We start from the raw sequence: 25129 nt of genomic DNA, 5'->3' as shown, positions 1-25129 counted from the left end.
TTGACCTGGAGCGCGCTCCAGCATCCATGCTCATGCGCATGGCACGCATCGCAGCACCCGCACCCGCACCCGCCCTCCCGACGACGCCCGCACCGCCCGCCCTCGGCACCATGCACATGGGCACCCGCCTCGACGAGCGCGAGAGCTTCGCCCTCCTGGACCGCTTCGTCGCGCTCGGCGGACGCTGGCTCGACACCTCCGACAACTACTACTTCGACCAGGACGCCTCAGGGCTCGGCGGGCAGAGCGAGGCCGTCATCGGCCGCTGGCTGCGCGCGAACCCCGGCGCCCCGGTCAGGATCAGCACCAAGGTCGGCGCCGAGCCGAACCGTCCCGGCGGCTTCCCGGACGATCTCGAGGGCCTCGCGCCGGACGCCGTAGACCGCGCGCTCTCCCGCAGCCTCGAGCGCCTCGGCGTCGACGCCGTCGACCTCTACTGGGCGCACATCGAGGACCATGACGTCCCGTTCACGCAGGTCGTGGAGACCTTCGGAGCTCTCGTGGCGGACGGGCGCGTGCGCGCCTGGGGTCTGTCGAATCATCCCTCCTGGCGCGTCGCCGAGGCCCGGCTCCACGCCCGCGAGGCGGGCCTGGCGGGCCCGTCGGCCTACCAGCAGCGCTTCTCGTACCTGCAGCCGCTGCCCGGCACCGAGGTCGAGGGGCAGCCCGTGGAGCTCGGCATGCTCGGCGCCGACGGACTCGACCTGCTGCGCCGCGACCCCGCGCTGACCGGCTGGGTCTACACCCCGCTGCTGCGCGGCGCCTACGACCGCGCCGACCGTCCGCTGTCCTCCGAGTACCGCCATCCCGGCAACGAGAGGCGCATGGCCGCCCTCGCCGAGGTGGCGGGCGGTCGCGGGCTCAGTCGCGGCCAGGTGGCGCTCGCCTGGCTCACCGGAGGGGCTCCTGCCCTGGTGCCCATCATCGGCGGCAGCCGGATCGCGCAGCTCGACGAGGCCTGGCGCGGAGCGACCACCGTGCTCACGGCGGAGGAGAGGGAGACCCTGGACGCTGCGGGGTGAGGGTCGACGCGGTCGCCGCGGGCGGGCTCGCTCCCGCGATCGTCACCCCCGCGATCGTCACTCCTGCGCGCTCACCTCCGAGGCTGCTCGCGCGCTCCGTAGTAGGCGATCTTGTCGTCGAGCACCTCGAGGGCCCGCCGCGTCGCCCGCTGCCGCTCCTCGAGCTCCGCACGCCGCTCCCGCAGGAAGGTGACGCGATCCGTGGGATCCGCGCTCTGCGTCAGCAGCCTCGTGAACCGCCGCAGGTCCTCTATCCCGAGGCCGGCATCGCGCAGGCAGGTGACGATGCCGATCCAGGCCACGTCGTCGGCGGAGTACCGGCGACGGCCGCCGGCATCCCGTGCGATCGGGCCGATCAGCCCCTCGCGCTCGTAGTAGCGCAGGGTGTCGAGGCTGAGCCCGGTCGCGGCGGCGGCGTCCGCGGGGGAGCGGTCCGCGGGGTCCGAGGGGGCGGTGGTCCGGGACCGGTCAGCGGCGTCCATGTCCCGGAGGGTACCGGGCCGCGGGGCGGCTCACGCTGCACGGGCCGTCAGCACCTCCGGCAGCTCGCGGACGCCGTCCTCGGCGAGGAAGTGCCCGGCTCCGGTCACCACCTGCGCGCGCACCCCGAGCCCGGCCGCGACCTCGTCGCTCAGGCGAGGTGGCACGATCGGGTCCTCGTCCGAGCGCAGCACGTGCACGCTGCCCAGCAGAGGTCGCAGGACCTGCAGGTCGAGCCCTTCATAGAACGCGTGCTGCGGAGCCTGGCGGGAGGCCGTGCCGGGCGCGTTCCACTCCTCCTGCTCTCCCGCGCCCGATGGGCCCTCCCCGAGGAACGCATCGAGCTGCGGGTCGCCCACGGGCGGCACGGGGGAGATGAACGGGGCGACGCCCACGAAGGCACGCAGACGCACGGGGCGCCCTGCGTCGGCGAGAGCGCGCAGAGCCTGCAGCGCGGCGGCGTTCCCGAGGCTGTGGGCCACCACGGCCGTGCCGTCGCCGAGTCGGTCGAGTGCGGCGGCCACGAGAGGCACCCATGCCTCGGCGCGCGGGGACAGCGGCTCCGGGAGCGCGAGGCGCTCCGCGCCCGGCCGGACGGCGGCGAGCCACGGGAACCAGTGGTCCTGGGGCGAGGCCCCGAAGCCATGGACGATGAGGAGTCGATCGGCGTGCGTCATGGGATCGGACGCTAGGGGTTACCGTCAGCGAGAAGGTCAAGCGCCGCCACCCGTCCGCCCGTGCAGTAGGAGGCCGCAGATGCTCATCGCCGATTTCGCTCGCCGCGCCGGCGTCTCCCCGCGCGCCCTGCGCCACTACGAGGAGCAGGGCCTGCTCGCCCCGGAGCGCACCCCGGCCGGGTACCGGCAGTACGACGAGTCGGATCTGCCGACGGTCGAGCGGATCCGCCTGATGATCGAGGCGGGTCTGTCCACCCGCGTGATCGGCACCTACCTGGACTGCGTGCGCGGCGGCGCCGACGGGCACGAGGTCGAGATGTGCCCTGACCTGCGCCGGGAGCTCGAGCGCGTCGAGCAGCGCCTGGACCGCCGCAGCCGCGAGATCGAGCGGACGCGGCGGGCTCTCTGCGCCCTCAGCTGAGCGCGCCGCGCCACTCCTCCTCATGGGCGGCGGCGAACACGGCAGCCTCTCGCCAGTGGTCGCCGTGGCCCGTCATGAACATCGACCCCCACGGCTCGCGACCCTCGGCGTGCGAGCGTGCGAGCGTGCGAGCAGATCGTGCATCGCCTGCGTGCGCTCGGCCAGGAGTCGCGGCAGTTGGGCGCGCATGTCCGCGTCGGCCTCGTAGCCGTCGACGACGAGGGCCCGCAGGCGCGCGGCGACGTCCGCGGGGTCGGCCCCGGCGACCATTCCCGAGAACGACTGCGCCGCATAGGCGAGGTCCCAAGCGCGGGTGCTCGGCCCGGCGCCGTCGGGGTCGATGAGGATCATCCGCTCGCCGTCCACCAGCAGATTCCAGGGGGCGATGTCGTGGTGGCAGATCAGCTCGGGCGGTGTCGGGGCGGGCAGCAGCACCTCCCAGCGGGCGCCGTGCGGCTCGGAGGTCCCGCGCCCGTCGGCGGTGGTCCCCGGAATCGGGGAAAGCGGGAACCGGTCCCGCGACAGGGCGGCGCTCGCCTCGTGCACGTCGCGCACCAGGCGGCCGACGCGCTCCAGCTGGCCGACGTCGAGCTGCCCGATGTCCATGGCGAGGACGCCCGGCACGTGCTCGATGATCTGCCGGCCCGTGTCGTCACGGCCCAGGTGGGCGGGCACGTCGATCCCCGCCGCGCGCAGCGCCTCCGTGTACCGGGCGACGAGCGGCGTGCCGGCGTGCCACGGCTTGCGCACGGTGTCGCCGACGCGCACCACGCCCGCGCTCGCGTTCCCACCGGTCAGCGAGATCTCGCGGGCGTCGTCTCCGGTCTCCACGCCCGGGACGGTACCGCGCAGCCGCCGAGCACGGCGACCGATTTCCACTGGTCGCGGGCGCGGTCAGACCTGCGGACGCGCTCAGACCTGCGGGCGCGCCGCCCCGGCGGCCTCGGTGCGCGTCGTCCTGTCCGCGTCGGGCGCAGCGGGATCCGCGACGGCGTCCTGCGCCGGTGCGCCGGGCTCCTGGGCGGCGACCTCGGCCTCGACCTCGGCGAACGCCTCCGCCTCGGCCTTCTGGTCGGCCTGGATCTCGGCGAAGGACGTGCGCACGGAGTCGTCGTAGGCCTTCTGGTCCAGGATCTTCTCGCGCTTGGCGACGATCACGGCGACCAGGGACTGGCCGGTGACGTTCAGGGCGGTGCGGCCCATGTCCAGGATCGGGTCGATCGCGAGCAGCAGGCCCACGCCCTCGAGCGGGAGGCCCAGGGTCGACAGGGTCAGGGTGAGCATGACGGTCGCGCCGGTCATGCCGGCGGTCGCCGCCGAGCCCAGCACGGAGACCAGCACGATCAGCAGGTAGTCGGTGATCCCGAGCGGGACGCCGAAGAAGTTCGCCACGAAGATCGCGGCGAGCGCCGGGTAGATGGCGGCGCAGCCGTCCATCTTGGTGGTCGCGCCCAGCGGGATCGAGAAGGAGGCGTAGTGGCGCGGCACGCCCATGCGCTCGGTGACCGTCTGGGTCATCGGCATGGTGCCCAGCGAGCTGCGGGAGACGAAGCCGAGCGAGGTCGCGGGCCACACGCCGCGGAAGAACGAGCCGATCGAGAGGCCGCTGGTGCGCAGCAGGATCGGGTAGACCACGAGCAGCACCAGCAGCATGCCGATGTAGACGTCGGCCACGAACACGCCGAGCTGCCCGATCGCGTCCCAGCCGTAGCTGGCCACCGCGTTGCCCAGCAGGCCCACGGTGCCGATCGGCGCGAGGCGGATGACCCACCACAGCAGCTTCTGGACGATCTCGAGGGCGGAGCCGGTGATCTTGAGGAACGGATCGGCCTTCTCGCCGACGGAGAGCACGGCGATGCCCACGGCGATCGAGATGACGAGGATCTGCAGCGCGTTGAAGCTCAGGGAGATCGAGCCGTCGTCGCCCGCGCTGCCCTCGATGCCCAGGAAGTTCGAGGGGACCAGGCCGATGAGGAAGTCGAGCCAGGTGCCCTGCGTGTCGGAGGCCTGCGCGGCGTCGGCCGAGACGCTCGAGTTCGCGCCGGGGCTCGTGATCGCGCCCAGGCCGATGCCGATGAGCACGGCGATCAGCGAGGTGATCGCGAACCAGAGCAGGGTCTTCCAGGCGAGCCTGGCGGCGTTCGTGACCTTCCGCAGGTTCGCGATCGAGGTGACGATCGCGAGGAAGATCAGCGGCGGGACCAGGGCCTTCAGCAGCGTGACGAAGGCGGTGCCGATGGTGTCCAGGGTGGTGGTCAGCCAGTTGGCGCCCTCCTCTCCGCTGCCGGGGCCCATGGCCGAGGCCACCAGGCCGAGGGCGACGCCGAGGACCAGGCCGATGAGGACCTGCCAGCCGAAGGGGATGCGCGCGATCGCGCGCAGCGGGTTGCGGGTGCTGCGCGGGGCGGGGGAGGGGGTCGTGGTGCTCACGAGGGACGACGTTAGGAGCACGCCCCGGCCAGGTCAATGCCTTGACCATAGGGTCACATAAGCAAGGCTATGGATCTGGTCGGTCGACGGCCGGACATCCGCGCGGAACCGGGTGCCCCGCCGCGCAGGAGAACCGGCCGACGAGTCCGGCGATCCGGGCGCGCAATGGCATCCTGGTCGGACTATGGCATCCCGAACCCCGGACCAGACGTCCCCGAAGCCGCCCAAGGCGCCGGCCGCGGACGCCACCCTGCGCGTGCTGACGTACCTCTCCTCGCGGCGGGCGCCCGTGGCCGCCGCGCGCGTGGCCCAGGACCTCGAGCTGCCGAGGTCGACCACGTACGACCTGCTCGGGACGCTCGTCGCCCACGGCTATGCACTGCATCTTCCGCAGGAGCGGCTGTACGCGCTGGGACCCGCCGCCTACGAGGTCGCCGTCGGCTACATGCGCCATGCGCCGCTCGCCCGGGTGGGCCGGGTCGTCCTCGAGCGCACTGTCGACACCATCGGCGAGTCCGGTCACCTCGCGGTGCTCCACGGCCGCGACGTCCTCTACGTCGTCGAGGACCGCGCGAAGGGGCGCGGCAGCCTCGTCACCGATCAGGGCGTGCGCCTCCCCGCGCACCTCACCGCGACCGGCCGGGCGATGCTCGCGGCCCTGCCCCTCGTGCAGCTGCGCAGCCTGTTCACCTCGCGCGAGGATCTCGTGCCCCGTCGGCCCGGGGTCGGGCCGACGACGCCCGCGCAGCTCGCCGCGATCCTCGAGCAGGTGCGCCGCGACGGCTTCGCCCGCGAGGACGGCGAGGTCACCCCCGGGTACCGCTCGGTCGCGGCGCCCGTGCTCGACCACGCGGACTGGCCGATCGCGGCCATCGGCCTCACCTGGCAGTCCAACCGCCTGGGCGAGGACAAGGTCGCCGAGTGCGCGCGCGCCGTGCAGGCCGCCGCCGAGGAGGTCGCCCGCGCCGCGACCGGCCGGCGCCCTCGCGAGGAGCGCGCCGAGGACTAGCGCGGCGCCGGGCCGCGGCGGCTCAGAACTCGATACCCGCCGGATCGGCGCCGATGCGGCCGGCCTCGCCCCGGTCGAGGGTCGCGAGGCGCTCGAGGTCCTCGTCGGTGAGCTCGAGCTCCGCGGCGGCGAGGTTCGAGACGATGCGCTCGGGCGTCACGGACTTCGGGATCACGATGTTCCCGATCGCGAGGTGCCAGGCGATGACGACCTGCGCGGCGGTGGCCCCGTGGGCGGCGGCGATCTCCGTGATCACCGGGTCCTGGAGCAGCTCGCCGCCCTGGCCCAGAGGAGACCAGGCCTCGGTGAGGATGCCGTGCTCCCGGCCGAAGGCGCGCAGCTCCTCCTGGGCGAAGTCGGGGTGCAGCTCGATCTGATGGATCACCGGGGTCACGCCCGTGGCCTCGATGATCTCCTCGAGCTGTGCCACGGGGAAGTTCGAGACGCCGATCGAGCGCGCCTTGCCCTGCCTCTGCAGCTCCACGAGCGCCTTCCATGCCTCCACGTGCTTGCCCTGCTTGGGCTTCGCCCAGTGGATGAGGTAGAGGTCCACGTACTCGAGGCCCAGGCGCTCGAGCGAGGCGTCGAGCGCCGCGATCGCGCGGTCGTAGTCGTGGTCGTCGTTCCACAGCTTGGTGGTCACGAAGACGTCCTCGCGCGGCAGGCCGGAGGCGCGCAGGGCGCGGCCCACGCCCTCCTCGTTGTCGTACGCCTTGGCGGTGTCGATGTGGCGGTAGCCGGCCTCGAGGGCCTGGCCGACGACGTCCGCCGCGACCTCGTCCTCGACCTGCCAGACGCCGTAGCCGAGCTGGGGGATGGTGTTGCCGTCGGCAAGGGCGATGTTCGCGACGCTGCTCATGGTGCTCCTCGTGCGGGTGGTCGGTGGGGCGGGCCGGTGCCGGTGCGGGGCTCGGGCGCGCGGCCGCCTCTCGATCGGGAGGTCGGCCGACGCCGCACTGGGCACGGGCACGGGTGCGTCCAGCCTAGGCCGACGGAGCTCCGCCGTCGGCCCCTGCGCCCCGGCGCTGATCCCGTGAGCGCGCTCACGCTGCGGTAGGATCCCCAGATCGCGGGCCCAGGGCCCGCGCCGCGGGTGCCCCGCCCGCCCGAGTCGGCGTCACCGAGCGCGAGATCCGCGCCGTGCGCCGTACCCGCCCGATACCTTCCCCACCTCCGACCCCGGGAGTCCCTCATGACACAGGAAACCGGCGCCGGCTCCGGCGCACCCGGCGATCCCGCCCTCCCCGCCCCCGACGGCGACGGCTCGTCCTCGGGCCAGGGCACCGAGCTCAAGAAGGCCATCACCCCCGGCCTGCTGCTGCTGTTCATCGTCGGCGACATCCTCGGCACCGGCGTCTACGCGCTGACCGGCCAGGTCGCCGGCCAGGTGGGCGGCGCGGGCTGGCTGCCGGTGATCCTCGCGTTCGTGGTCGCGATGATGACGGCGCTCTCCTACGTGGAGATGGTGACGAAGTACCCGCAGGCCGCGGGCGCCGCCCTGTACGTCCACAAGGCCTTCGGCATCCACTTCGTCACCTTCATGGTGACCTTCGCGGTGCTGTCCTCGGGCATCACCTCGGCCTCCAACAGCGCGATCTTCCTCTCGGAGAACGTGCTGGCCGTCTTCCACCTCGAGGACACCCTGGGCAAGGACGGCGCGCACCACGTCGCGACGATCATCGCGCTGGTCTTCATCGGCCTGATCGCCTGCATCAACTCCTACGGCGTGAGCGAGTCGGTGAAGCTGAACGTGGTGCTCACGCTCATCGAGTTGAGCGGTCTGGCGATGGTGCTGATCATCGGCTTCCTCGCGATCGGCCGCGGCGACGCGGACTTCTCCCGCGTGGTGCTCTTCGAATCGCCCGACGACAAGTCGATGTTCATGGCCGTGATCGGCGCGACCGCCCTCGCGTTCTTCTCGATGGTCGGCTTCGAGGACTCGGTGAACATGGCCGAGGAGACCGTGAACCCCTCGAAGAACTTCCCGAAGATGCTGCTGGGCGGCCTGTCGATCACGGGCGTGGTCTACGTGCTGGTCTCCCTCACGGCGGTCGCCGTGGTCCCGATCGGCGAGCTCACCACCGCGACCACCCCGCTGCTGAGCGTGGTCTCGCACGGCGCGCCGAACCTGCCGATGGACACGATCTTCCCGATCATCTCGATCTTCGCGGTCGCCAACACCGTGCTGATCAACATGATGATGGCCTCGCGCCTGCTCTACGGCATGGCCAAGCAGGGCGTGCTCCCGCCGTTCCTGGGGGTCGTCCTCAAGGGGCGGCGCACGCCGATCGGCGGCGTCATCTTCTCGACGCTGCTCGCCATGGCCCTCGTGATCGTGGTCAGCTACGCGCTGCCGGACACGATCATCAAGAACCTGGGCGGCACCACCGCGCTGCTGCTGCTCATCGTGTTCTGCCTGGTGAACGTCTCGGTGCTCGTGCTGCGCAAGGACCCCGGCGAGAAGGGCCACTTCCGCACCCCGATGATCCTCGCGGTCCTGGGGGCGATCACCGCGCTGATCCTGGTCACGCCCATCGCCCAGCCCAAGGAGAACTACTGGATCGCGGGCGGCCTGCTGGGCGTTGGCCTCGTGCTGTACGTGATCACCTACCTGTACAACTCCGCGATCAAGGGCAGGCGCACGCGCTTCCACGACCAGGACGAGATCGGCCGCGAGTGAGCGGCCGGGTGCCTGGTCGCGGCGCTCGTCGAGACCTCGAGATCCCGATCCACCCTGAGCAACCCCGAGACACCTGGAGTCGACGATGAAGATCCTGCTCGGCTACGTGCCCAGCCCCACCAGCGAGGCCGCCCTCGAGTACGCGCTGGAGGAGGCGAGGACCAAGGACGCGACGCTCGTGGTGCTCGCCTCCGAGCGCAGCGACGATCCCCGCAAGAACGCGGGCGATGCGGGACGCGAGCCCCTGCGCGAGCGGCTGGAGGCCGGCGGCGTGCACTTCGAGCTGCGGAACGTGCCGCGGCGCGACGACGCGGCCGACGACATCCTGCGGACCATCGACAACGAGAAGATCGACCTGGTCGTGCTGGGGGTGCGCCGCCGCACCCCCATCGGCAAGATGCTGCTGGGCTCCACCGCCCAGCGCGTGATCATGGAGGCGCCGTGCCCCGTGGTGTGCGTGAAGCCGACGACGCGGGGGCGCTGAGGGGCGAGCCCATCACCCACCCGGGCCAGCCCTCACCCCGTCCGCACCACGATCTCGCGCATGGCCTGCGCCGCGTCCTCGGCACGGCCCTCGCTGATCGCGCGGGCGGCCTGCAGGTGCAGGTCCACGTCGCGCGGTTCGGGCGGCAGGTCGGCGCGCTCCACGAGCGCTCTCTCGCGCAGGCTCTCCTCGATCACCGCGCGCAGCCGCGCGAACATCGCGTTGTCGCAGAGCGTGAGCACTGCGGCGTGCAGGGCGCTGTCGACGGCGAGGAACGAGTCCGGGGCGTCGTCCTCGGCACCCGCGCCGGGGCCTGCCCACTGACGCATCCGCGCGGCGGCGTCGTCCAGTGCACGGAGGTCCGCGCCCGGGGCCTTGCCCGCGGCGACGCGCCTCGCCGCCGCCGCTGCGGCCTCGGGCTCGACGGCGCGGCGCAGGGCGCGCAGCTCGGCGATCTGCGTCGGCCGTTCAGGTCCGGCGAGGCGCCAGCGGATCACGAGCGGATCCAGCACGTCCCAGTGCTCGCGGCCGCGCACCCTCAGTCCCACGCGCCGGCCGGCGCTGAGCATGCCCAGGGCGGTCAGCACGCGCGTCGCCTCGCGGACCACGCTGCGCGAGGTGCCCGTGCGCCCGACCAGGCCCTCGACGGTGTCCGCGTGCCCCGCGGGCAGGTCGCCGCGGACGATCGCCGTTCCCAGCTCGTCGAGCGCCCCGTCGAAGCGCGTCGGATGCGCGCCGGTCCGGTCGTCGTGCCCGCTCGCCGGCGGCAGCCCGTCGTGCCCGCTCACGCCTGCGAGACCGGTGAGACGACCAGCTCGTCGACGCGCATGTGCGCAGGGGTGTCGAGCACGAAGCAGGCGGCGCGCGCCACGTCCTCGGGGCTGAGCATGACGGCGCGGGCCGCGGCGTCGGGCACCTCGGGGCGCTGGTCGAGGAAGTCGGTCGCGACGTCGCCCGGGCACAGGTGGCACGCGCGCACGCCGTGACCCGCCTCCTGCTGGTTCAGGGTACGCACCAGGGAGCCGAGGGCCGTCTTGGACGCCGAGTAGGCGACGCCGGCCCCCGGCTGGAAGCTCCAGCCCGCGAACGAGGAGATGACGACGGCGACGCCGCCGCTCGCGCGCAGGTGGGGGAGGGCGGCATCCAGGGCGCTCGCCACGGCGGTCAGGTTCGTCGCGACGACCTGGTCGAACTCGCCGAGGTCCTGATCCTCCCAGCGCCTGCGCGGTGCGTTGAGACCGGCCGCGAGCACGACCCCGTCGAGTCGTCCGAAGCGGCCTGTGACCTGCGTGAGCGCTGACCTCACGGCCTCGCGGTCCTGGACGTCGAGAGGGAGGGTGAGCCCGGTCCCGCCGGCGTCCTCGACCGCGCGGACCGTGGCTTCGAGGGCGTCGATCCGACGGCCGCTGACGGCCACGTCCCAGCCGGCGCGGGCGGCGGCGATCGCGCTCGCGCGACCCATGCCGCTGCCGCCGCCGGTCACCCAGAGGACCCGGCGCGCGGGTGCGTCGGCTGCGTGGGACTGCGGTGCGTCGTGCGTGGTCATGGCGTCCTCCGGAGGGTCGTCGTGCGCGCGCCTTGTGCGGGTGCCGTGCGCGCCGTCCTGAATAGTATGCTTTTTCGAAGCGGCGTTGAACACCCGGCGTCGACGCGCACCACCGAGGAGGAGCGAGCGATGGAGCTGGATCTCAAGGACCGCGTCGTGGTCGTCACGGGCGCCGCGCGGGGCATCGGCGCGGTGATCGCCGGGCGCTTCGCCGCCGAGGGCGCGCGCGTGGTCGCCCTGGACCTCGCATTCCCCGAGGATGCCGACGGGGCCGCAGAACCTTCTCCGTCGAGCGATCCCGCCCCGTCGAGCGATCCCGCCCCGTCGAACGCTCCCGGGCCGAACGCCGCACCCCACCCGATCACCCGCCTCACCTGCAACGTCGCCGACCCGGAATCGGTCTCCGCCGCGGTCTCGGAGATCGTCGAGCGCCACGGCACGATCGACGTGCTCGTGAACAACGCGGGCATCAACGTCGACGGGCCCGTCGCCGACCTCGAGTGGGAGCGCTGGCGCGCCTGCTTCGACGTGAACATGGGCGGCGTGTTCCTCATGAGCCGGGCCGTCGCCCCGGTCATGCAGGAGGCCGGCCGCGGGCGGATCCTCAACGCGGCGTCGTTCGCGGCCATCGTGCCGAGCGTCGGCAGCGCCGCCTACGCGGCCTCGAAGGCGGCGGTCGTCCAGTTCACGCGGGTGCTCGCCTCCGAACTCGGTCCGTGGGACATCACGGTGAACGCCTATGCGCCGGGCATGGTCCCCACCGCGATGAACGGCTTCGCCGAGATGCCCCAGGACGCCCAGGACCGCCTCCTGGACACGCTCTCGCTGCGGCGCTGGGAGAGCCCGGACGACGTCGCGAACCTGCTGATCGTCCTCGCGAGCGACGCCGCGGGCTACGTCACCGGCACGCTGCTGGACGTCTCCGGCGGCAAGCTCGCCACCCAGATCCCGGCGCGCGCCTACGGGCGCTGATCCGAGGGGCCCGTCGGGTCCGTCCGATCCGACGGCTCCTCCGCATCCCCGCCGAACACGTCGGGGACCCCGTCGGCGTCCGCGTCGGCCGCCTCGCGCTGGGCGATCTGCTTGTAGTGCCGGTCCCGGGGCAGCAGGATCACCGCGCCCACCACGGCGGCGAGCACGGAGGCGGTGAGCACGCCGACCTTCGCGTGGTCGTGCATGGGGTCGGACGCCTCGAAGCTGAGCTCCGAGACGAGCAGCGAGACGGTGAAGCCGATGCCCGCGAGCGCCGCCATGCCCACGAGGTCCATCCAGCGCACATCGGGATCGAGGTTCGCGCGCTGCAGACGCGTGACCAGGAACGTCGAGCCCACGATGCCGATGATCTTGCCGCACACGAGCCCGACGACCACGCCGATCGCGACGCTCGACTCCCAGGCCTCGAGGAGCCCGCTGGCGCCGCCCACGGCCACGCCCGCGCTGAAGAACGCGAACACGGGCACCGCGATCCCGCTGCTCAGCGGCCGGAAGCGGTGCTCGAAGGTCTCGGCCAGCGAGTACTGCGCGCCCAGGCGGGTGCGCGAGCGGACCGGCACCATGAAGGCGAGGACCACGCCGGCGATCGTCGCGTGCACCCCGGAGTTCAGGAACAGCGCCCAGGTGATCGCCCCGAGCGGCAGCAGCAGGAACCATGCCGCGCCGTAGGAGATCCGGAACAGGGACTCGGCGCGCGTGGCCAGCAGGCGGTACGCGGCGATCGGCACGATCGCGAGCACGAGGTAGAGCAGGTGCAGGTCGCTCGAGTAGAAGATCGCGATGATGAGGATCGCGATGAGGTCGTCGACGATCGCGAGGGTCAGCAGGAACGTGCGCACCGCGCTGGGCAGGTGCGAGCCCAGCAGGGCGAGCACGGCGAGGGCGAAGGCGATGTCGGTCGCGGCGGGGATCGCCCAGCCCGTGAGCGCCCCCGGCGGACCGAAGACGTTGATGACCGTGAAGATGACGGCGGGCACGGCGACGCCGCCTGCCGCGGCGACGACCGGCACCAGCGCCTTCCCCGGTGAGCGCAGGTCGCCCACCGTGAACTCCATCTTGAGCTCGAGGCCCGCGAGGAAGAAGAAGATCGCGAGCAGCCCGTCGGCCGCCCAGTGCCCGATGCTGAGGTTCAGGTGGAAGCTGCCCACGTCGAAGCCCAGATGCGCATCGCGCACCCCGAAGTACGCCGGGGCGAGAGGTGAGTTCGCGAGCACGAGGGCGAGCACGGTCGCCCCCAGCAGCACGAATCCGCCGGTGGTCTCCTGCGTGAGGATCCGCTCGATGCGCAGGTGCTCGCGGTAGGTGCCGCGTTCGAGGATCCTGCGGCGTCGTCGGGACTCGTGCTCGGTGCGTCGCTGACTGGTCATGGTGCGGCTCTCCTCGGGAGTGGGGGTGCCGGGGTCTCAGGGCTCATCGGGCCGGGGCGGGGAGTCGAAGGCCCCTGCGGGCTTCCGGCTGCGGCCGACGGGCGGCACGGCGGGGCGCGTGCCGCGCACGTCGGGGTCCAGGTGCGCGAGTGCCGCGCCGACCTCGCCGTCGGTCGTCACGAACAGCATGACGATCCGGCCGAGCAGCAGCAGGGTGAGGGCGAGCCCGATGGCCTTCAGCCACAGCGGCTGGGCGATGAACAGCAGCATCATCGCGATCAGCGTGGGCGCGAGGTACATGGCGGCGCGCTGCACGTAGCCGCCGAAGCTCGGCATCTTCACGCCCGAGGTCTCGGCGAGCGACTTCACCATGAAGTTCGGGCCGTTGCCGATGTACGTCATCGCTCCGCACAGCACGGCGCCCAGCGAGATCGCCATCAGGTACAGCTCGGGGACGTCGGCCACGCGCGGCTCGCCCGGCAGCTGCGAGGCCATCTCGAAGAAGGTCGCATAGGTGGGGGCGTTGTCGAGCACGGAGCTCAGGCCGCCCGTGAACACGAACAGCGTGATCTCGTTCAGGGGGAGCGACGGGGCGGCGGAGCGCAGCACCGCGAGCGCCGGGATCATGGTCAGGAAGATGCCGACGAAGAGCGCCGCGACCTCCTGGATGGGCCCGAACTCGAACTCGTTCTCGTCGTAGCGGATGCTGCGGCTTCCCAGGAACAGCGAGCACAGGGCCGCGCCGATCATGACGATCTCCCGCCAGGGCACGTACTGGGTCCACGTCGCATGGCCCTCGACGATCGCGTCGGGATCGAGCGAGGGGATCAGGGCGACCGCGAAGATGATGATCGCGAACCAGATGGCGTTGCTGGCGCCCACGAGCTTCAGCGGGATCACGTTCACGGTGTCCGCGTAGACGTCCTCCTTCGCCTCGTGCGCGATGATCCGCCGGTCCAGCGCCCAGTACGTCAGCAGCAGCATCGCGTTGACGAACAGCCACATCGGCAGCAGATGGAAGGTCCAGGTGAACGGCACGCCGCGCAGCATCCCCAGGAACAGCGGCGGGTCGCCGAGCGGTGTGAGCAGGCCGCCGCAGTTGGCGACGATGAAGATCGCGAACACCACGGTGTGCGCCTTGTGCCGCCGTTCGAGGTTCGTGTTCAGCAGCGGGCGGATCAGCAGCATGGCCGCGCCCGTGGTGCCGATGAAGCTCGCGAGCACCCCGCCGATCGCGAGGAAGATCGTGTTCACGCGCGGCGTCGCGGCGATGTCGCCGCGCAGGAAGAAACCGCCGGAGACGATGAACAGGGCGAGGAGCAGCGCGATGAACTGCCCGTACTCCACGAGCGCATCGACGACCAGGTGCCACTCGCCCACGGCGATCACGCCGATCGCGACGGGCAGGCCCAGCAGGAGGGCGTAGACGAGCTGGTTGCGCGGGCGGTCCCAGAGCTTCGAGAGCGAGGGGACGAGCGGTGCGATCGCGATCGCCGCGAGCATCAGCACGAACGGGGCGATCGTCCAGGCCGGGAATGTCATCGGGCCTCCAGGGCAGGACGAGGTCGGGGATCAGGGCACTCTATGCTCTGATGCCGACCAGACTTCCCGGCTCACCGCAGTCCATGGTGCCACGGCGCACGCGGTTGGGCGTGAGCGTCCGGGAGACGGGAGGGCGTGGTTGCGGGGGCCGAGATTCCGCTGACGCTCAGGAGGCCGCGAGCGCTCCCGCGACGTTCCGCAGGAAGCGTTCGCACCAGGCGAGCTGCTCGATCTCCACGAACTCGTCGGTGCCGTGGGCCTGGGCGATGTCGCCCGGGCCCACGACCACCGCGGCCATGCCCGCGTGCTCGTAGATGCCCGCCTCGGTGCCGTAGGTGACCTTCTGCTCCGTGCGCTCGGCTCCCAGAGCCACGGCCGCGCGGGCAGCCGGCCCGTCGGCCGAGCCGTCGAGCCCGTACAGCAGGGAGACGACGTCGAGCTCCGCGCCCACTCTCTGCGCCGCCGCGGGGTCCGACGGGTCGGCGGGTGCATCGGCCTTCATCTGCTGGTCCAGTCGGTCGATCTCCTCCTGGATGCATGCGACGATCGGCTCGACGTCGACCTGCGGGAGGGCGCGGAACTCGAACTTCAGGTGGACGTCCTGGGGGACGGTGTTGGTGGCGATGCCGCCGTCGAAGAGGTTCACGCCGCCGGTGGTCCAGGCGACGGGGAAGGCGGGGTCGTGCGGGCCGTTCTCCCGCAGGTCGTCGACGATCTCGCGGTGGAACCAGTCCACGAACCGCGCGGCGTAGCGGATCGCGTTCAGGCCGTGGGGGAGGAGGCTCGAGTGGGCGGCGACGCCGTGGAAGTCGGCGTGCAGCACGTTCATCGACTTGTGGGCGGGCACGGCCCGCATCGACGTCGGCTCGCCCACGAAGGCGACCGCGGGCCGGATCCCGAGCTCCTCCAGCTGGGTGACGAGGGCACGGGCGCCGTTGCAGGTGGTCTCCTCCTCCCAGGTCGCCGCGATGTGCACGGGCACGGTGCGGCGGGCGGCGGCGAACTCGGGTGCGAGCGCCGTCGCGATCGCCAGGTAGGACTTCATGTCCGCGGTGCCGCGCCCGTACAGCCGCCCGTCGCGCTCGGTGGGCGTGAAGGGGTCCGACGCCCAGTCCTGGCCGGTCACCGGCACGCAGTCGGCGTGCCCGGCGAGCAGGACGCCACGGCGGGTCGGATCCTCGGGGTCGACGAAGCGCCCGTCGGCCCCCGGGTCGTCCTCCGCGTTCGCGGGGAAGGTCGCCACGAGGTTCGCGTTCCTCCCGTCGCCCCTGGGCAGCACCTGCACCTCGGCGCCGGCCTCCCGCAGCGCCCGCTCCATGAGCGCGATCGCGGGCAGGTTCCCGGTCGCGGAGGTCGTGTCGAGCGCGACGAGCGCCTCGACGAGCTCGCGAGCGGTCGAGGACAGTGTCGGATCGGGGGTCGGAACAGCGGAAGACGAGGTCATGGGCCCACTGTACGGGCGGCGGCACCGGTGGCGGGCGGCCCGATGACGGCATGCGTCCGGGCGTGTCCGCCCGCAATGTCCGGTGGTTACAGCCGCAAGAGGCTGTGCATTCTGGCATGTGTCTGGTAGGGCACATACGCTGAGGCGTCGGCCGAACTCGAGTGCGGGGGCGAGTCCCGTGCGTCATCGTCGATCGGAGACACGTGAACACGTCATCCGCAGTCCCGTTCAAGCATCCGGACGAACCTCCCACGACGACGACGGGAGGGACCCCGTTCGCGGATCTCCCGCCGCGCAAGACCATCAGAGAAGCGGTCGCGGCCTCGGCGATGGGCAACGCCACCGAGTGGTACGACTACGGCGTCTACGCCGTCGTCGCCACGTACATCGCCTCGCACTTCTTCCCCGAGGGGTCCGCGGCCCAGTTCTGGACCTACGCGTTCCTCGCGATCTCCTTCATCGCCCGCCCCTTCGGCGGCTTCATCTGGGGACCGCTCGGCGACCGGTTGGGCAGGAAGCACGTCCTCGCCCTCACGATCATCATCATGTCGCTCGCCACGACCCTCATCGGCGTGCTCCCCACGTACGAGCAGGTCGGCATCCTCGCGCCGATCCTCCTCGCCGTGCTGCGCATCGTGCAGGGCTTCTCGACGGGCGGCGAGTACGGCGGCGCGGCCACGTTCATGGCCGAGTACGCGCCGGACAAGCGTCGCGGCCGCTACGGCAGCTTCCTCGAGTTCGGCACGCTCGGCGGCTTCGCGCTCGGCACCATCGTGGTGCTGATCCTGCAGCTCATCCTCTCCGAGGACGCCATGGCCTCGTGGGGCTGGCGCCTGCCGTTCTTCCTCGCGCTGCCGATGGGCCTGATCGGCCTGTACCTGCGGTCGCGCCTGGACGAGACCCCGGTCTTCCAGGACCTCGAGCACGAGGGCGAGGCGCAGCAGTCCGCCGTCCACGGGCTCGTCAGCCTGATCCGCGACTACTGGAAGCCGATCCTCACGATGGCGGGCCTCGTGATCCCGCTGAACATCGCGAACTACACCCTGCTCACCTACATGCCGGGCTATCTCGAGACCAAGATCAACATGTCGGCGAACCAATCGCTGGCGACGATCCTCATCGGCGAGGTCATCATGATGGCGCTGCTGCCGTTCTGCGGCGGGCTCTCCGACGTCATCGGCCGCAAGAAGATGTGGTGGACCTCGATGATCGGCCTGTTCGTCATGGCCCTGCCGATGTACTACCTGATGGGCCAGGGCTTCTTGTGGGCGATCATCGGCTTCGCGGTGCTGGGCCTGCTGTACATCCCGCAGCTCTCGACGATCTCCGCGACGTTCCCGGCGATGTTCCCGGCCCATGTGCGCTTCGCGGGCTTCGCGGTGACGTACAACTTCTTCACGTCGGTCTTCGGCGGCACGGCCGCGCCGATCAACGAGGCCGTGGTGAGCGCGACCGGGTTCCTCGAGTTCCCGGCCGTGTACGTCATGTTCGGCTGTCTCTTCGGCATCGTCGCCCTGTTCTTCCTCAAGGAGACGGCCGGTGCATCGCTGGTGGGCACCGACGTTCCCGAATCCCAGCGCGAGGACTACGGCGTCGAGGCGATCACCGCCGAGACCCAGGCCCTCGACGACTGCGGCCGCTGACCGCGAGGGGGCCGAGGCGCGGCCGGTCTGACAGGATCGAGCCATGACCTCGCCCTCCGCGGCCTCCAGCGCCCGTGCGGCCGACGCCGCAGCATCCGCATCCGCCCCGAGCACCGAGCCCGGGAAGACGCCGAGCACTCGGCGCTTCCGACAGGTCGACGTGTTCGGGGCGGACGCGTTCGCCGGCAACCCCCTCGCCGTCGTCGTCGATGCCGACGGCCTGAGCGACGCCCAGATGCAGCGCATCGCCTCCTGGACGAACCTCTCGGAGACGTCGTTCCTTCTCGCCCCCACCCGACCCGGCGCCGACTACCGCGTCCGCATCTTCAGCCCCTCGACCGAGCTCGACTTCGCCGGCCACCCGACCCTCGGCAGCGCCTTCGCCTGGCTCGCCGCTCAGGCGGACGGCGGGGAGGCGACGGGCTCGGCCGACGAGCGCATCCTCGTGCAGGAATGCCGTGCGGGACTCGTCGAGGTGCGGGTGGACGACGACGACCTCGCCTTCGCCGCTCCGCCCCTCGTGCGGAGCGGACCGATGGACGCCGACCACCTCGCGAACGCCGCCGCGGCGCTCGGGATCGATCCCGCGGACGTCCTCGATCACGCCTGGGTCGACAACGGTGCCGGCTGGTGCGTCCTCGAGCTCGCCTCCGCGCAGGACGTGCTGGACCTCGAGCCCGATCTCGCGGCGATCCCCGGGCGCAAGATCGGCGCGCTCGGTGCCGTCGGGACAACGACCGATGCTCCGACCACGGACGCCGACGGACCCGCTTACGAGGTCCGCGGCTTCGTCGCGCCCGATCCCGACTCCGGCACGCCGGGCTACGAGGACCCCGTGACCGGCAGCCTCAACGCCGGCATCGCGCAGTGGATGCTCGAGCGGGGACGGCTCGTCCCGCCGTGGACGGTCCGGCAGGGCACCCGGCTGGGGCGCGACGGCCGCGTCCTCGTCGACGTCGACGTCGAGGGGACGGTATGGATCGGCGGGACGGTGAGGACCGGCATCCAGGGCGAGATCCTCGCCTGAGGCGCGTCGCCTGACCGGGGGATCGGATCCGCTTTCCGGGTCGGGCCGGCCGGATCGGATCGGGACGGATCAGGTCAGGCCGGGCCGGGTCAGCCGATCGACGGCGGGGGCGTGTTGGCGCCCGCGAGCCCGTACGGCTCGCCCTCCTCGACGAACAGCCGCAGCCGCTCGTTGAGGTCCAGCCAGCCGGCGTCGTAGCCGGCGGCGACGCCCTCGGGGATCTCGCCCATCTGCGAGTGGTCGACGGTGACGTGCGTGCCCTCGCCCTCGTCGGCGAAGACATAGGAGACGGTGCCCCAGCTGGGGCCGCCCATCCCCATGTTCCCCGTCCAGGCGTAGGTGCGCTCGTGGTCGATCTCGGTGAGGATGCCCCAGGCGGCGCGGTGGGATCCGGAGTGCTCGACGATCGGCGCGCCGATCTCGACGGGCATCTCGATCGCGGACCCGGGCTGGTCGAGCAGGGTGTACGGCGCGCCCCACCACTGCGAAGGGTGCTCGCGGAAGGCGCGCCACACGGCCTCCCGGGACGCGGCGATCACGATGGACTGGGTGACGTGCATGGTCGTGAGTGACATGGCGTTCTCCTCGGCGCTGAGTCGCAGTCGGTGCAGGGAGGCGGCGAGAGAGCGGTCCGGCGGAGCGAGCCAGCCGATCGTCGCCTCGTAGAGGGCGGAGCCGTTCAGGGCGTTGATGCGCTCGCGGCCGCTGCGGGTCGCGAGCACGAGATCCGCTTCGCGCATCTGCTGCAGATGGCGCAGGGTCGCGAAGCGGCTGGTGGAGAGGCCCTCGTTCTCGAGGGTCTCGTGGATCCGGCCGGTGGGGGCGGGAGCGCCCCGCAGGATCTCGACGATCCGGCGCCGCGCGGGATGGGCGAGAGCGTCCCAGACCGACGCGTGCCCTGCAGGGGCGTCAGGATCGGCCATCGGGACCTCCGCCGGGACGTGTGCGGAAATACGCACATGTTGAGCATGCGCTGGGCGCGGCCCAGAGTCAAGGGGCCGGAAGGGGGCGCGGGCGGCTCTCGAGCCGGAACGGGCGAGCGCGGCCCTGAGCCTCGATCGGGCGAGAGGACGAGCTCAGCCGGGGACAGTCGACGGACCCAGCATCGAGAGGTGAGTTGTCGCTCGTATTCGGGCTCCATAAGGACAACAACTCACCTCTCGGCGACCGATCGCGCCGACCGATCGCGCCGACCGATCGCGCCGACCGATCGCGTCGGCCGATCTCGACGGCCGGCGAGTCGTCTCAGCTGGTGCGGCGGCGCCTGCCTGAGCGCTTGGCCGTCTGCTTCACGGGCGGCTCGATCGCGCGCACCAGGCGCTCGTGCCCGGTCTCCTCGAGCTCGGCGATGTCGTCGTTGGCCTTGAGGAAGTCGGAGAACGAGCGGAAGCCCAGCAGCTTCTCGCTGAACGAAGGGTCCATGCGGCGCATGTACGTCTTCACGAGCGAGCTGTGCAGCCACTCGGTGTCGTCCCGCTCGCCCAGCTGCAGGGCGCGGCCCAGCAGCCTGCTCGCCGCCGCCTGCGCCTCCTCGGGGCTGATGTCGTCGGAGTCGTCGATGTCCAGATCCGCATCGAGAGCGTCGAGGTCCGCATCCGAGGCGGCTGCATCGGCTGCATCGGCCTGGTCTGCGCTGTCGGCCGCGTCGCCCCCGCGCTCGGAGCCCTTGTGCTTGCCGCTCTTGCCTCCACTCCCGGCGGAGCCCTTGGCGCCCTTCGACCCCTTGGCAGCGGAGCCGGAACCGTCGGCCGTCTCGGCGCCGGTGGGCCCGGCGCCGGCACCATCGGACCCGTTGGGCCCGTCGGACCCGTCGGACCCGCTCGACCCGCCCGCGCCGTTCGTTCCGTCCGATCCGTTCGAGCCGTCGGCCCCGCCCCGGCCCTTCTTCGCGCCGGAGCCGCCGCGCGAGGAGCGGGACTTCGCCGGCTTCTCGGGCAGCTCGATCCCGGGCAGGGTCTCGTAGGAGTCGAACTGGTCGCAGGCCGCGGCCAGGGACTTCGCGGTCGAGCCGGCGACGCCCACCGCGGCGACGTACGTGCCCAGGCGCTTGCAGCGCTGGGCGAGCGGGACGTAGTCGCTGTCCCCGGCGACGATCACGACGTGCGTGAGGTCGGGGATCCGGAAGCAGTCCTCGACGGTGTCGACGGCCAGGCGGATGTCGGCCCCGTTCTTCGCGTAGGCGGCGGCCGGGAAGAGCTGCACGAGGTCCACGGCGCGCGCCACCAGCTGCGAGCGGTACTCGGCGTTCACGGGCGCCGACCAGTCGGCATACGCCCTCGTGAGCATGATCGAGCCGAAGGACGCGGCGTGGTCGATGAGCGCGCCCACGTCGACCGTCGCCTCGGCGAGGCGCTCGGCGACGTCGGGGTCGTTGGGATCGGCGGCGATCTTCTGGCGGTCGCGGCTGAAGGAGTGACGCCCGTGCACACGGTCGTACCAGGACATGACGATGTTGTCGAAGTCCAGGTAGACGGCGACGCGGGGATCGGTGGAGTCTGCCATGGGTCCAGTCTGCCCGCTCCGCGTCGCCCGGCATACTCTGGCCCCATGACGACGACGCTTCCGTACGGCACCTGGCCCTCGCCCATCACCGCCCAGCAGCTCGCCACCGGGGGAGCGCGTCTGGGCGGCCCGGTGTTCGTCGGCGAGCAGCTGTGGTGGCTCGAGGGCATCGCCGCCGAGGGCGGGCGCCAGGCGATCGTGCGCTCCGCCGATGCCGTCGCCGCCCCCGCCGCCGCGGGCGAGCGCTCACCCGCGACGGGCTCCGAGCGCACTGGGACGGTCACCGTGCTGCCCGCCCCCTTCAACGCCCGCTCCCGCGTGCACGAGTACGGCGGCGGCTCCTGGGCCGCGGTCCCGGACGCGCCCGTCGACGAGGACCCCACCGGCCTCCGCGACCCCCTCGTGCTGTTCGTGAACTTCGACGACCAGCGGGTCTATGCCTTCACCGAGGGGCAGGAGCCGCGTCCCCTGACCCCCGTCGGCCCCGAGGTCGAGTCCGCCCACGGACCTTCCCTGCGCTGGGCCTGCCCCACTCCGGTGACCCTCGCCGACGGCTCCCGCGAGGTCTGGTGGATCTGCGAGGACCACACCGGCGGCGCCGAGGGGCCGCACGCGGACCCCGACGGCGCCCCGCACATCGAGCGCTTCGTCGCCGCGGTCCCGCTGGACGGCTCGGCCGCCGAGGACCCGGGCGCCATCCGCCGCGTCACACCCGCCTCCCGCTTCGTCGCCTACCCGCGGCTCAGCCCCGACGGCACGCGCGTCGCCTGGATCAGCTGGGAGCATCCGCGCATGCCCTGGGACGGGACGCTCCTGCACGTCGCCCCGCTGATCGGCGGCAGCGCGGGGACCGGCGAGATCGTCGCCGGCGGACCCGGCGGACCCGGCGGACCCGGCGGACCAGGCATCCCCGGCGGACCCGGCGGCGCGGCCGAGGGGCACCGCGAGATCTCCGTGCTGCAGCCCGAGTGGCTCGACGACGAGCACCTGCTGTTCGTCTCCGACGAATCGGGCTGGTGGAACCCGCGCGTGTGGTCGTCGGCCGACGGGAGCCGTGCCGTGCTGCCCGCGGACTCGCCCTTCACGCAGCAGGAGTTCGGCGGCGCCATGTGGGGCCTGGGCACCACCTGGTACGCGGTGCTCGACGCCGACCACGCCCTCGTCGCCCACGGGCACGCCGGCGAGACCCTGGGCGTGCTCACGATCTCCAGCGGGGAGCTCGTCGACCTCGACCTCCCGCTGACCTCGATCGCCGCCATGGACGTGCGCGAGGACGGCGCCCTGACCCTGCTCGGCGCCTCACCGGCCCGCTTCTCCGCCGTCTACCTCACCTGCATCGAGGGCGGGCTCGCCGCCCCGCACATGGGCGTCCTCCACCAGGTGCGATCCTCGCGGGACGACGCCCCGGACCCCGACGTCCTCCCGAGCGCCGAGGAGATCGAGGTGCCCCTGCCCGACGGCGGCACCGTCCACGCGATCTGGTTCGCCCCGCGCCAGAGCGGCATCGAGGGCCCGGCCGAGGAGGTCCCGCCCGTCATCGCCCGGGTGCACGGCGGACCCACGTCGGCCGTCCCGCCCGTGCTCAGCCTCCCGGTCGCCTACTACACCTCGCGCGGGATCGGCGTGGTCGAGGTCAACTACGGCGGCTCCACGGGCTACGGGCGCGCCTATCGCGACCGCCTCAAGGGCCAGTGGGGCGTGGTCGACGTCGCCGACACCGTCGCCGTCATGGACCATCTGGTCGCCTCGGGGCTGGCCGACGGTCAGCGCCTCGGCATCGAGGGCGGCAGCGCGGGCGGCTGGACCACGCTCGCCTGCCTGACCCGCACCAGCACCTTCTCCGCGGGCGTCTCGAGCTTCGGGGTCGCCGAGCTCGAGAACTTCATCCGCGACACCCACGACTTCGAGTCCCGCTACGTCGACGGGCTCGTCGGCCCCTACCCCGAGCGGAAGGACCTGTACGCGGAGCGCGCCCCGCTCAGCCACGTCGACGAGCTCGAGTGCCCCGTGCTGCTGCTGCAGGGGGACGAGGACCGCATCGTCCCGCCCAGCCAGTCCGAGATGTTCCGCGACGCGCTCGCCGCCAAGGGCATCCCGCACGCCTACCTCCTGTTCGCCGGGGAGCAGCACGGCTTCCGCAAGGCCGAGAGCATCATCCGCGCGACCGAGTCCTCGCTGTCCTTCTACGGCCAGGTCTTCGGCTTCACCCCGCCCGGCGTTCCCGTGCTCGAACTCGTGACACGCTGAGAGGAGGGCCGACGGAGTCCCACAGGTCGGCCCTCCCGATCCCCGCCCGTCCGGCCGACGGCGGCGTACTGCCGTCGTCGACCCGAGGTCCAGGAAAGATCCGCACGCGATGCCCCGGCACCGCACCTCGCACAAGGAGGCCCCATGGTCACCCGTCAGTTCCCCAAGCCCGAAGAGATCTTCGAGCTGATGAAGTTCCGCAAGCCCTCGCTCGACTTCACCGGGACCCGACTGGAGAAGGCGCAGTCCATCTACGACCTGCGGAAGATCGCCAAGCGCCGCACCCCGGCCGCGGCCTTCGACTACACCGACGGCGCGGCCGAGCGCGAGATCTCGATGCGCCGTGCCCGCAAGGCCTTCGAGGACGTAGAGTTCCACCCCGGCATCCTCACCGACGTCTCCCACGTCGACCCGAGCGTGCAGATCCTCGGCGGGCCCTCGGCGCAGCCCTTCGGCATCGCTCCCACGGGCTTCACCCGGCTCATGCAGACCGAGGGCGAGATCGCCGGCTCGGGCGCCGCGGGCGCCGCGGGCATCCCCTTCACGCTGTCCACCCTGGGCACCACCTCGATCGAGGACGTGAAGGCGACCAACCCGCACGGGCGCAACTGGTACCAGCTGTACGTCATGAAGGACCGGTCGATCTCCTACGGGCTCGTCGAGCGCGCCGCGAAGGCCGGCTTCGACACCCTCTTCTTCACCGTCGACACCCCCATCGCGGGCGCCCGTCTGCGCGACAAGAAGAACGGCTTCTCGATCCCTCCGCAGCTCACCCCGGGCGTCGTCATCAATGCGATCCCGCGCCCTTGGTGGTGGATCGACTTCCTGACCACCCCGAAGCTCGAGTTCGCCTCGCTCACCTCCACGGGAGGCACCGTCGGCGAGCTGCTGGACTCCGCGATGGACCCGTCGATCGACTACGACGACCTGCGCGAGATCCGCGAGATGTGGCCCGGGAAGATCGCCATCAAGGGCGTGCAGAACGTCGAGGACGCCAGGAAGCTCGCCGACCTGGGCGTCGACGCGATCGTGCTCTCCAACCACGGCGGCCGACAGCTCGACCGCGCGCCCGTGCCCTTCCACCTGCTGCCCGAGGTCAAGCGCGAGGTCGGCTCGGACGCGGAGATCATCGTGGACACCGGCATCATGAACGGGGCCGACGTGGTCGCCGCGATGGCGCTCGGCGCCGACTTCACGCTCGTGGGCCGCGCCTACCTCTACGGACTCATGGCCGGCGGCCGGCGGGGCGTGGACCGCACCATCGAGATCCTCTCCGACGAGGTCCAGCGCACCATGCGCCTGCTCCAGGTGCACTCGGTCGAGGAGCTCGAGCCGCGCCACGTCACCCAGCTGCGCGACCTCGAGCCGATCACCCGGCCGGGGGTGCACGAGGGCGCCGAGGGCTGACGTCCGGCCCGGGTCCGGGGCCGACTGGGCCGGTGCCGGGGCCGGCTGGGCCTGGCCGGTGCCGGGCTGGGCCCGGGCTGGGGTCGACGGCTTCATCCGGAGCTTCGATGTCGCTGGGTGAGGTCTCAACGCCTATATGTGGGGGGGTACAAAACCCCGCGCAAAGAAAACGGGGGGGGCCGGGGGGGGTGGGTGAGGGCCCCCCCCC

The 25129-nt window shown here is 72.1% G+C and carries 22 protein-coding genes and 1 pseudogene; 10 read left to right on the top strand and 13 right to left on the bottom strand.

Annotated elements, in window-relative coordinates; genetic code table 11:
* The first annotated feature begins 38 nt into the window (after window positions 1-38).
* Window positions 39-1022, top strand: a complete 984-nt coding sequence (locus tag ACFQ53_RS12645) for an aldo/keto reductase (RefSeq protein WP_377860174.1) — start codon at window positions 39-41, stop codon at window positions 1020-1022.
* 71 nt (window positions 1023-1093) lie between these two features.
* On the opposite strand, the gene ACFQ53_RS12640 is transcribed toward ACFQ53_RS12645, so the two are convergent.
* Window positions 1094-1504 (bottom strand): MerR family transcriptional regulator, encoded by a 411-nt coding sequence (locus ACFQ53_RS12640; RefSeq protein WP_377860172.1) that lies wholly within the window; start codon window positions 1502-1504, stop codon window positions 1094-1096.
* Window positions 1505-1534: 30 nt separating this feature from the next.
* Entirely contained in the window at window positions 1535-2179 is a 645-nt protein-coding gene (locus tag ACFQ53_RS12635) for an RBBP9/YdeN family alpha/beta hydrolase (protein ID WP_377860170.1), read from the bottom strand.
* Window positions 2180-2258: 79 nt separating this feature from the next.
* On the opposite strand from ACFQ53_RS12635, the gene ACFQ53_RS12630 reads away from it, so the two are divergent.
* Entirely contained in the window at window positions 2259-2600 is a 342-nt protein-coding gene (locus ACFQ53_RS12630; protein ID WP_377860168.1) for a MerR family transcriptional regulator, read from the top strand.
* Between the two features lie 72 nt (window positions 2601-2672).
* Here the strand turns inward: ACFQ53_RS12630 and ACFQ53_RS12625 are convergent, their stop codons facing one another.
* Window positions 2673-3431 carry a phosphotransferase enzyme family protein gene (locus ACFQ53_RS12625; RefSeq protein ID WP_377860166.1) on the bottom strand — a complete coding sequence of 253 codons (759 nt, stop codon included), beginning with the start codon at window positions 3429-3431 and terminating at the stop codon, window positions 2673-2675.
* An 81-nt stretch (window positions 3432-3512) separates the two neighbouring features.
* Window positions 3513-5030, bottom strand: a complete 1518-nt coding sequence (locus ACFQ53_RS12620) for a dicarboxylate/amino acid:cation symporter (RefSeq protein ID WP_377860164.1) — start codon at window positions 5028-5030, stop codon at window positions 3513-3515.
* A gap of 184 nt (window positions 5031-5214) precedes the next feature.
* On the opposite strand from ACFQ53_RS12620, the gene ACFQ53_RS12615 reads away from it, so the two are divergent.
* On the top strand, window positions 5215-6039 hold the full coding sequence (locus tag ACFQ53_RS12615) for an IclR family transcriptional regulator (RefSeq protein ID WP_377860162.1): 825 nt from the start codon (window positions 5215-5217) through the stop codon (window positions 6037-6039).
* A gap of 22 nt (window positions 6040-6061) precedes the next feature.
* Here ACFQ53_RS12615 and ACFQ53_RS12610 read toward each other — a convergent pair whose 3' ends face one another.
* Entirely contained in the window at window positions 6062-6898 is an 837-nt protein-coding gene (locus ACFQ53_RS12610; protein WP_377860160.1) for an aldo/keto reductase, read from the bottom strand.
* 333 nt (window positions 6899-7231) lie between these two features.
* Here ACFQ53_RS12610 and ACFQ53_RS12605 point away from each other — a divergent pair, with 333 nt between their 5' ends.
* Window positions 7232-8719, top strand: coding sequence for an APC family permease (locus tag ACFQ53_RS12605; RefSeq protein ID WP_377860158.1), 1488 nt, complete (start codon window positions 7232-7234; stop codon window positions 8717-8719).
* 85 nt (window positions 8720-8804) lie between these two features.
* On the top strand, window positions 8805-9203 hold the full coding sequence (locus tag ACFQ53_RS12600) for a universal stress protein (protein ID WP_377860156.1): 399 nt from the start codon (window positions 8805-8807) through the stop codon (window positions 9201-9203).
* A gap of 32 nt (window positions 9204-9235) precedes the next feature.
* On the opposite strand, the gene ACFQ53_RS12595 is transcribed toward ACFQ53_RS12600, so the two are convergent.
* Together ACFQ53_RS12595 and ACFQ53_RS12590 are read right to left on the bottom strand one after the other, a co-directional pair.
* Window positions 9236-9991, bottom strand: coding sequence for a FadR/GntR family transcriptional regulator (locus ACFQ53_RS12595; RefSeq protein WP_377860154.1), 756 nt, complete (start codon window positions 9989-9991; stop codon window positions 9236-9238).
* The gene (locus ACFQ53_RS12590; protein ID WP_377860152.1) at window positions 9988-10749 is read right to left on the bottom strand and encodes an SDR family oxidoreductase; all 762 of its coding nucleotides are present in this window, start codon (window positions 10747-10749) and stop codon (window positions 9988-9990) included. Before ACFQ53_RS12590 ends, ACFQ53_RS12595 begins: the two co-directional genes overlap by 4 nt.
* 129 nt (window positions 10750-10878) lie before the next feature.
* Here ACFQ53_RS12590 and ACFQ53_RS12585 point away from each other — a divergent pair, with 129 nt between their 5' ends.
* Window positions 10879-11721: an SDR family NAD(P)-dependent oxidoreductase gene (locus ACFQ53_RS12585; protein ID WP_377860150.1), complete on the top strand. Its 843-nt coding sequence runs from the start codon at window positions 10879-10881 to the stop codon at window positions 11719-11721.
* Here ACFQ53_RS12585 and nhaA read toward each other — a convergent pair.
* The 3 genes from nhaA to ACFQ53_RS12570 all read right to left on the bottom strand — a co-directional run bounded on the left by nhaA (window position 11709) and on the right by ACFQ53_RS12570 (window position 16095).
* Window positions 11709-13109, bottom strand: a complete 1401-nt coding sequence (gene nhaA, locus ACFQ53_RS12580; RefSeq protein WP_377860148.1) for a Na+/H+ antiporter NhaA — start codon at window positions 13107-13109, stop codon at window positions 11709-11711. The two genes, ACFQ53_RS12585 and nhaA, sit on opposite strands and share 13 nt — an antisense overlap.
* A 36-nt stretch (window positions 13110-13145) precedes the next feature.
* Window positions 13146-14651, bottom strand: coding sequence for a sodium:proton antiporter (locus ACFQ53_RS12575; RefSeq protein ID WP_377860146.1), 1506 nt, complete (start codon window positions 14649-14651; stop codon window positions 13146-13148).
* Window positions 14652-14817: 166 nt separating this feature from the next.
* Window positions 14818-16095, bottom strand: coding sequence for a M20/M25/M40 family metallo-hydrolase (locus ACFQ53_RS12570; RefSeq protein ID WP_377860144.1), 1278 nt, complete (start codon window positions 16093-16095; stop codon window positions 14818-14820).
* 203 nt (window positions 16096-16298) lie between these two features.
* On the opposite strand from ACFQ53_RS12570, the gene ACFQ53_RS12565 reads away from it, so the two are divergent.
* Window positions 16299-17738: an MFS transporter gene (locus ACFQ53_RS12565; protein ID WP_377860142.1), complete on the top strand. Its 1440-nt coding sequence runs from the start codon at window positions 16299-16301 to the stop codon at window positions 17736-17738.
* Between the two features lie 43 nt (window positions 17739-17781).
* The gene (locus ACFQ53_RS12560) at window positions 17782-18765 is read left to right on the top strand and encodes a PhzF family phenazine biosynthesis protein (RefSeq protein WP_377860140.1); all 984 of its coding nucleotides are present in this window, start codon (window positions 17782-17784) and stop codon (window positions 18763-18765) included.
* An 89-nt stretch (window positions 18766-18854) separates the two neighbouring features.
* Here ACFQ53_RS12560 and ACFQ53_RS12555 read toward each other — a convergent pair whose 3' ends face one another.
* From ACFQ53_RS12555 to ACFQ53_RS12545, 3 genes and pseudogenes are all read right to left on the bottom strand, one after another.
* Window positions 18855-19688 (bottom strand): helix-turn-helix domain-containing protein, encoded by an 834-nt coding sequence (locus ACFQ53_RS12555; protein WP_377860138.1) that lies wholly within the window; start codon window positions 19686-19688, stop codon window positions 18855-18857.
* 322 nt (window positions 19689-20010) lie between these two features.
* Entirely contained in the window at window positions 20011-20250 is a 240-nt protein-coding gene (locus ACFQ53_RS12550) for an OST-HTH/LOTUS domain-containing protein (RefSeq protein WP_228359634.1), read from the bottom strand.
* A 444-nt stretch (window positions 20251-20694) separates the two neighbouring features.
* Window positions 20695-21267: pseudogene (locus ACFQ53_RS12545) on the bottom strand (NYN domain-containing protein); the annotation flags it as partial.
* A 45-nt stretch (window positions 21268-21312) separates the two neighbouring features.
* Here ACFQ53_RS12545 and ACFQ53_RS12540 point away from each other — a divergent pair.
* A complete protein-coding gene (locus tag ACFQ53_RS12540; protein WP_377860136.1) occupies window positions 21313-23514 on the top strand; it encodes a prolyl oligopeptidase family serine peptidase in 2202 nt (733 codons plus the stop codon).
* A gap of 144 nt (window positions 23515-23658) precedes the next feature.
* Window positions 23659-24921: an alpha-hydroxy-acid oxidizing protein gene (locus tag ACFQ53_RS12535; RefSeq protein WP_377860134.1), complete on the top strand. Its 1263-nt coding sequence runs from the start codon at window positions 23659-23661 to the stop codon at window positions 24919-24921.
* Window positions 24922-25129: the final 208 nt, after the last annotated feature.

This window comes from Brachybacterium sp. NPDC056505 (assembly GCF_042794925.1).
Taxonomy (GTDB): domain Bacteria; phylum Actinomycetota; class Actinomycetes; order Actinomycetales; family Dermabacteraceae; genus Brachybacterium; species Brachybacterium kimchii.
The sequence above is the reverse complement of the archived record's forward strand: the minus strand, read 5'-3'. Positions and strand labels throughout refer to the sequence as shown.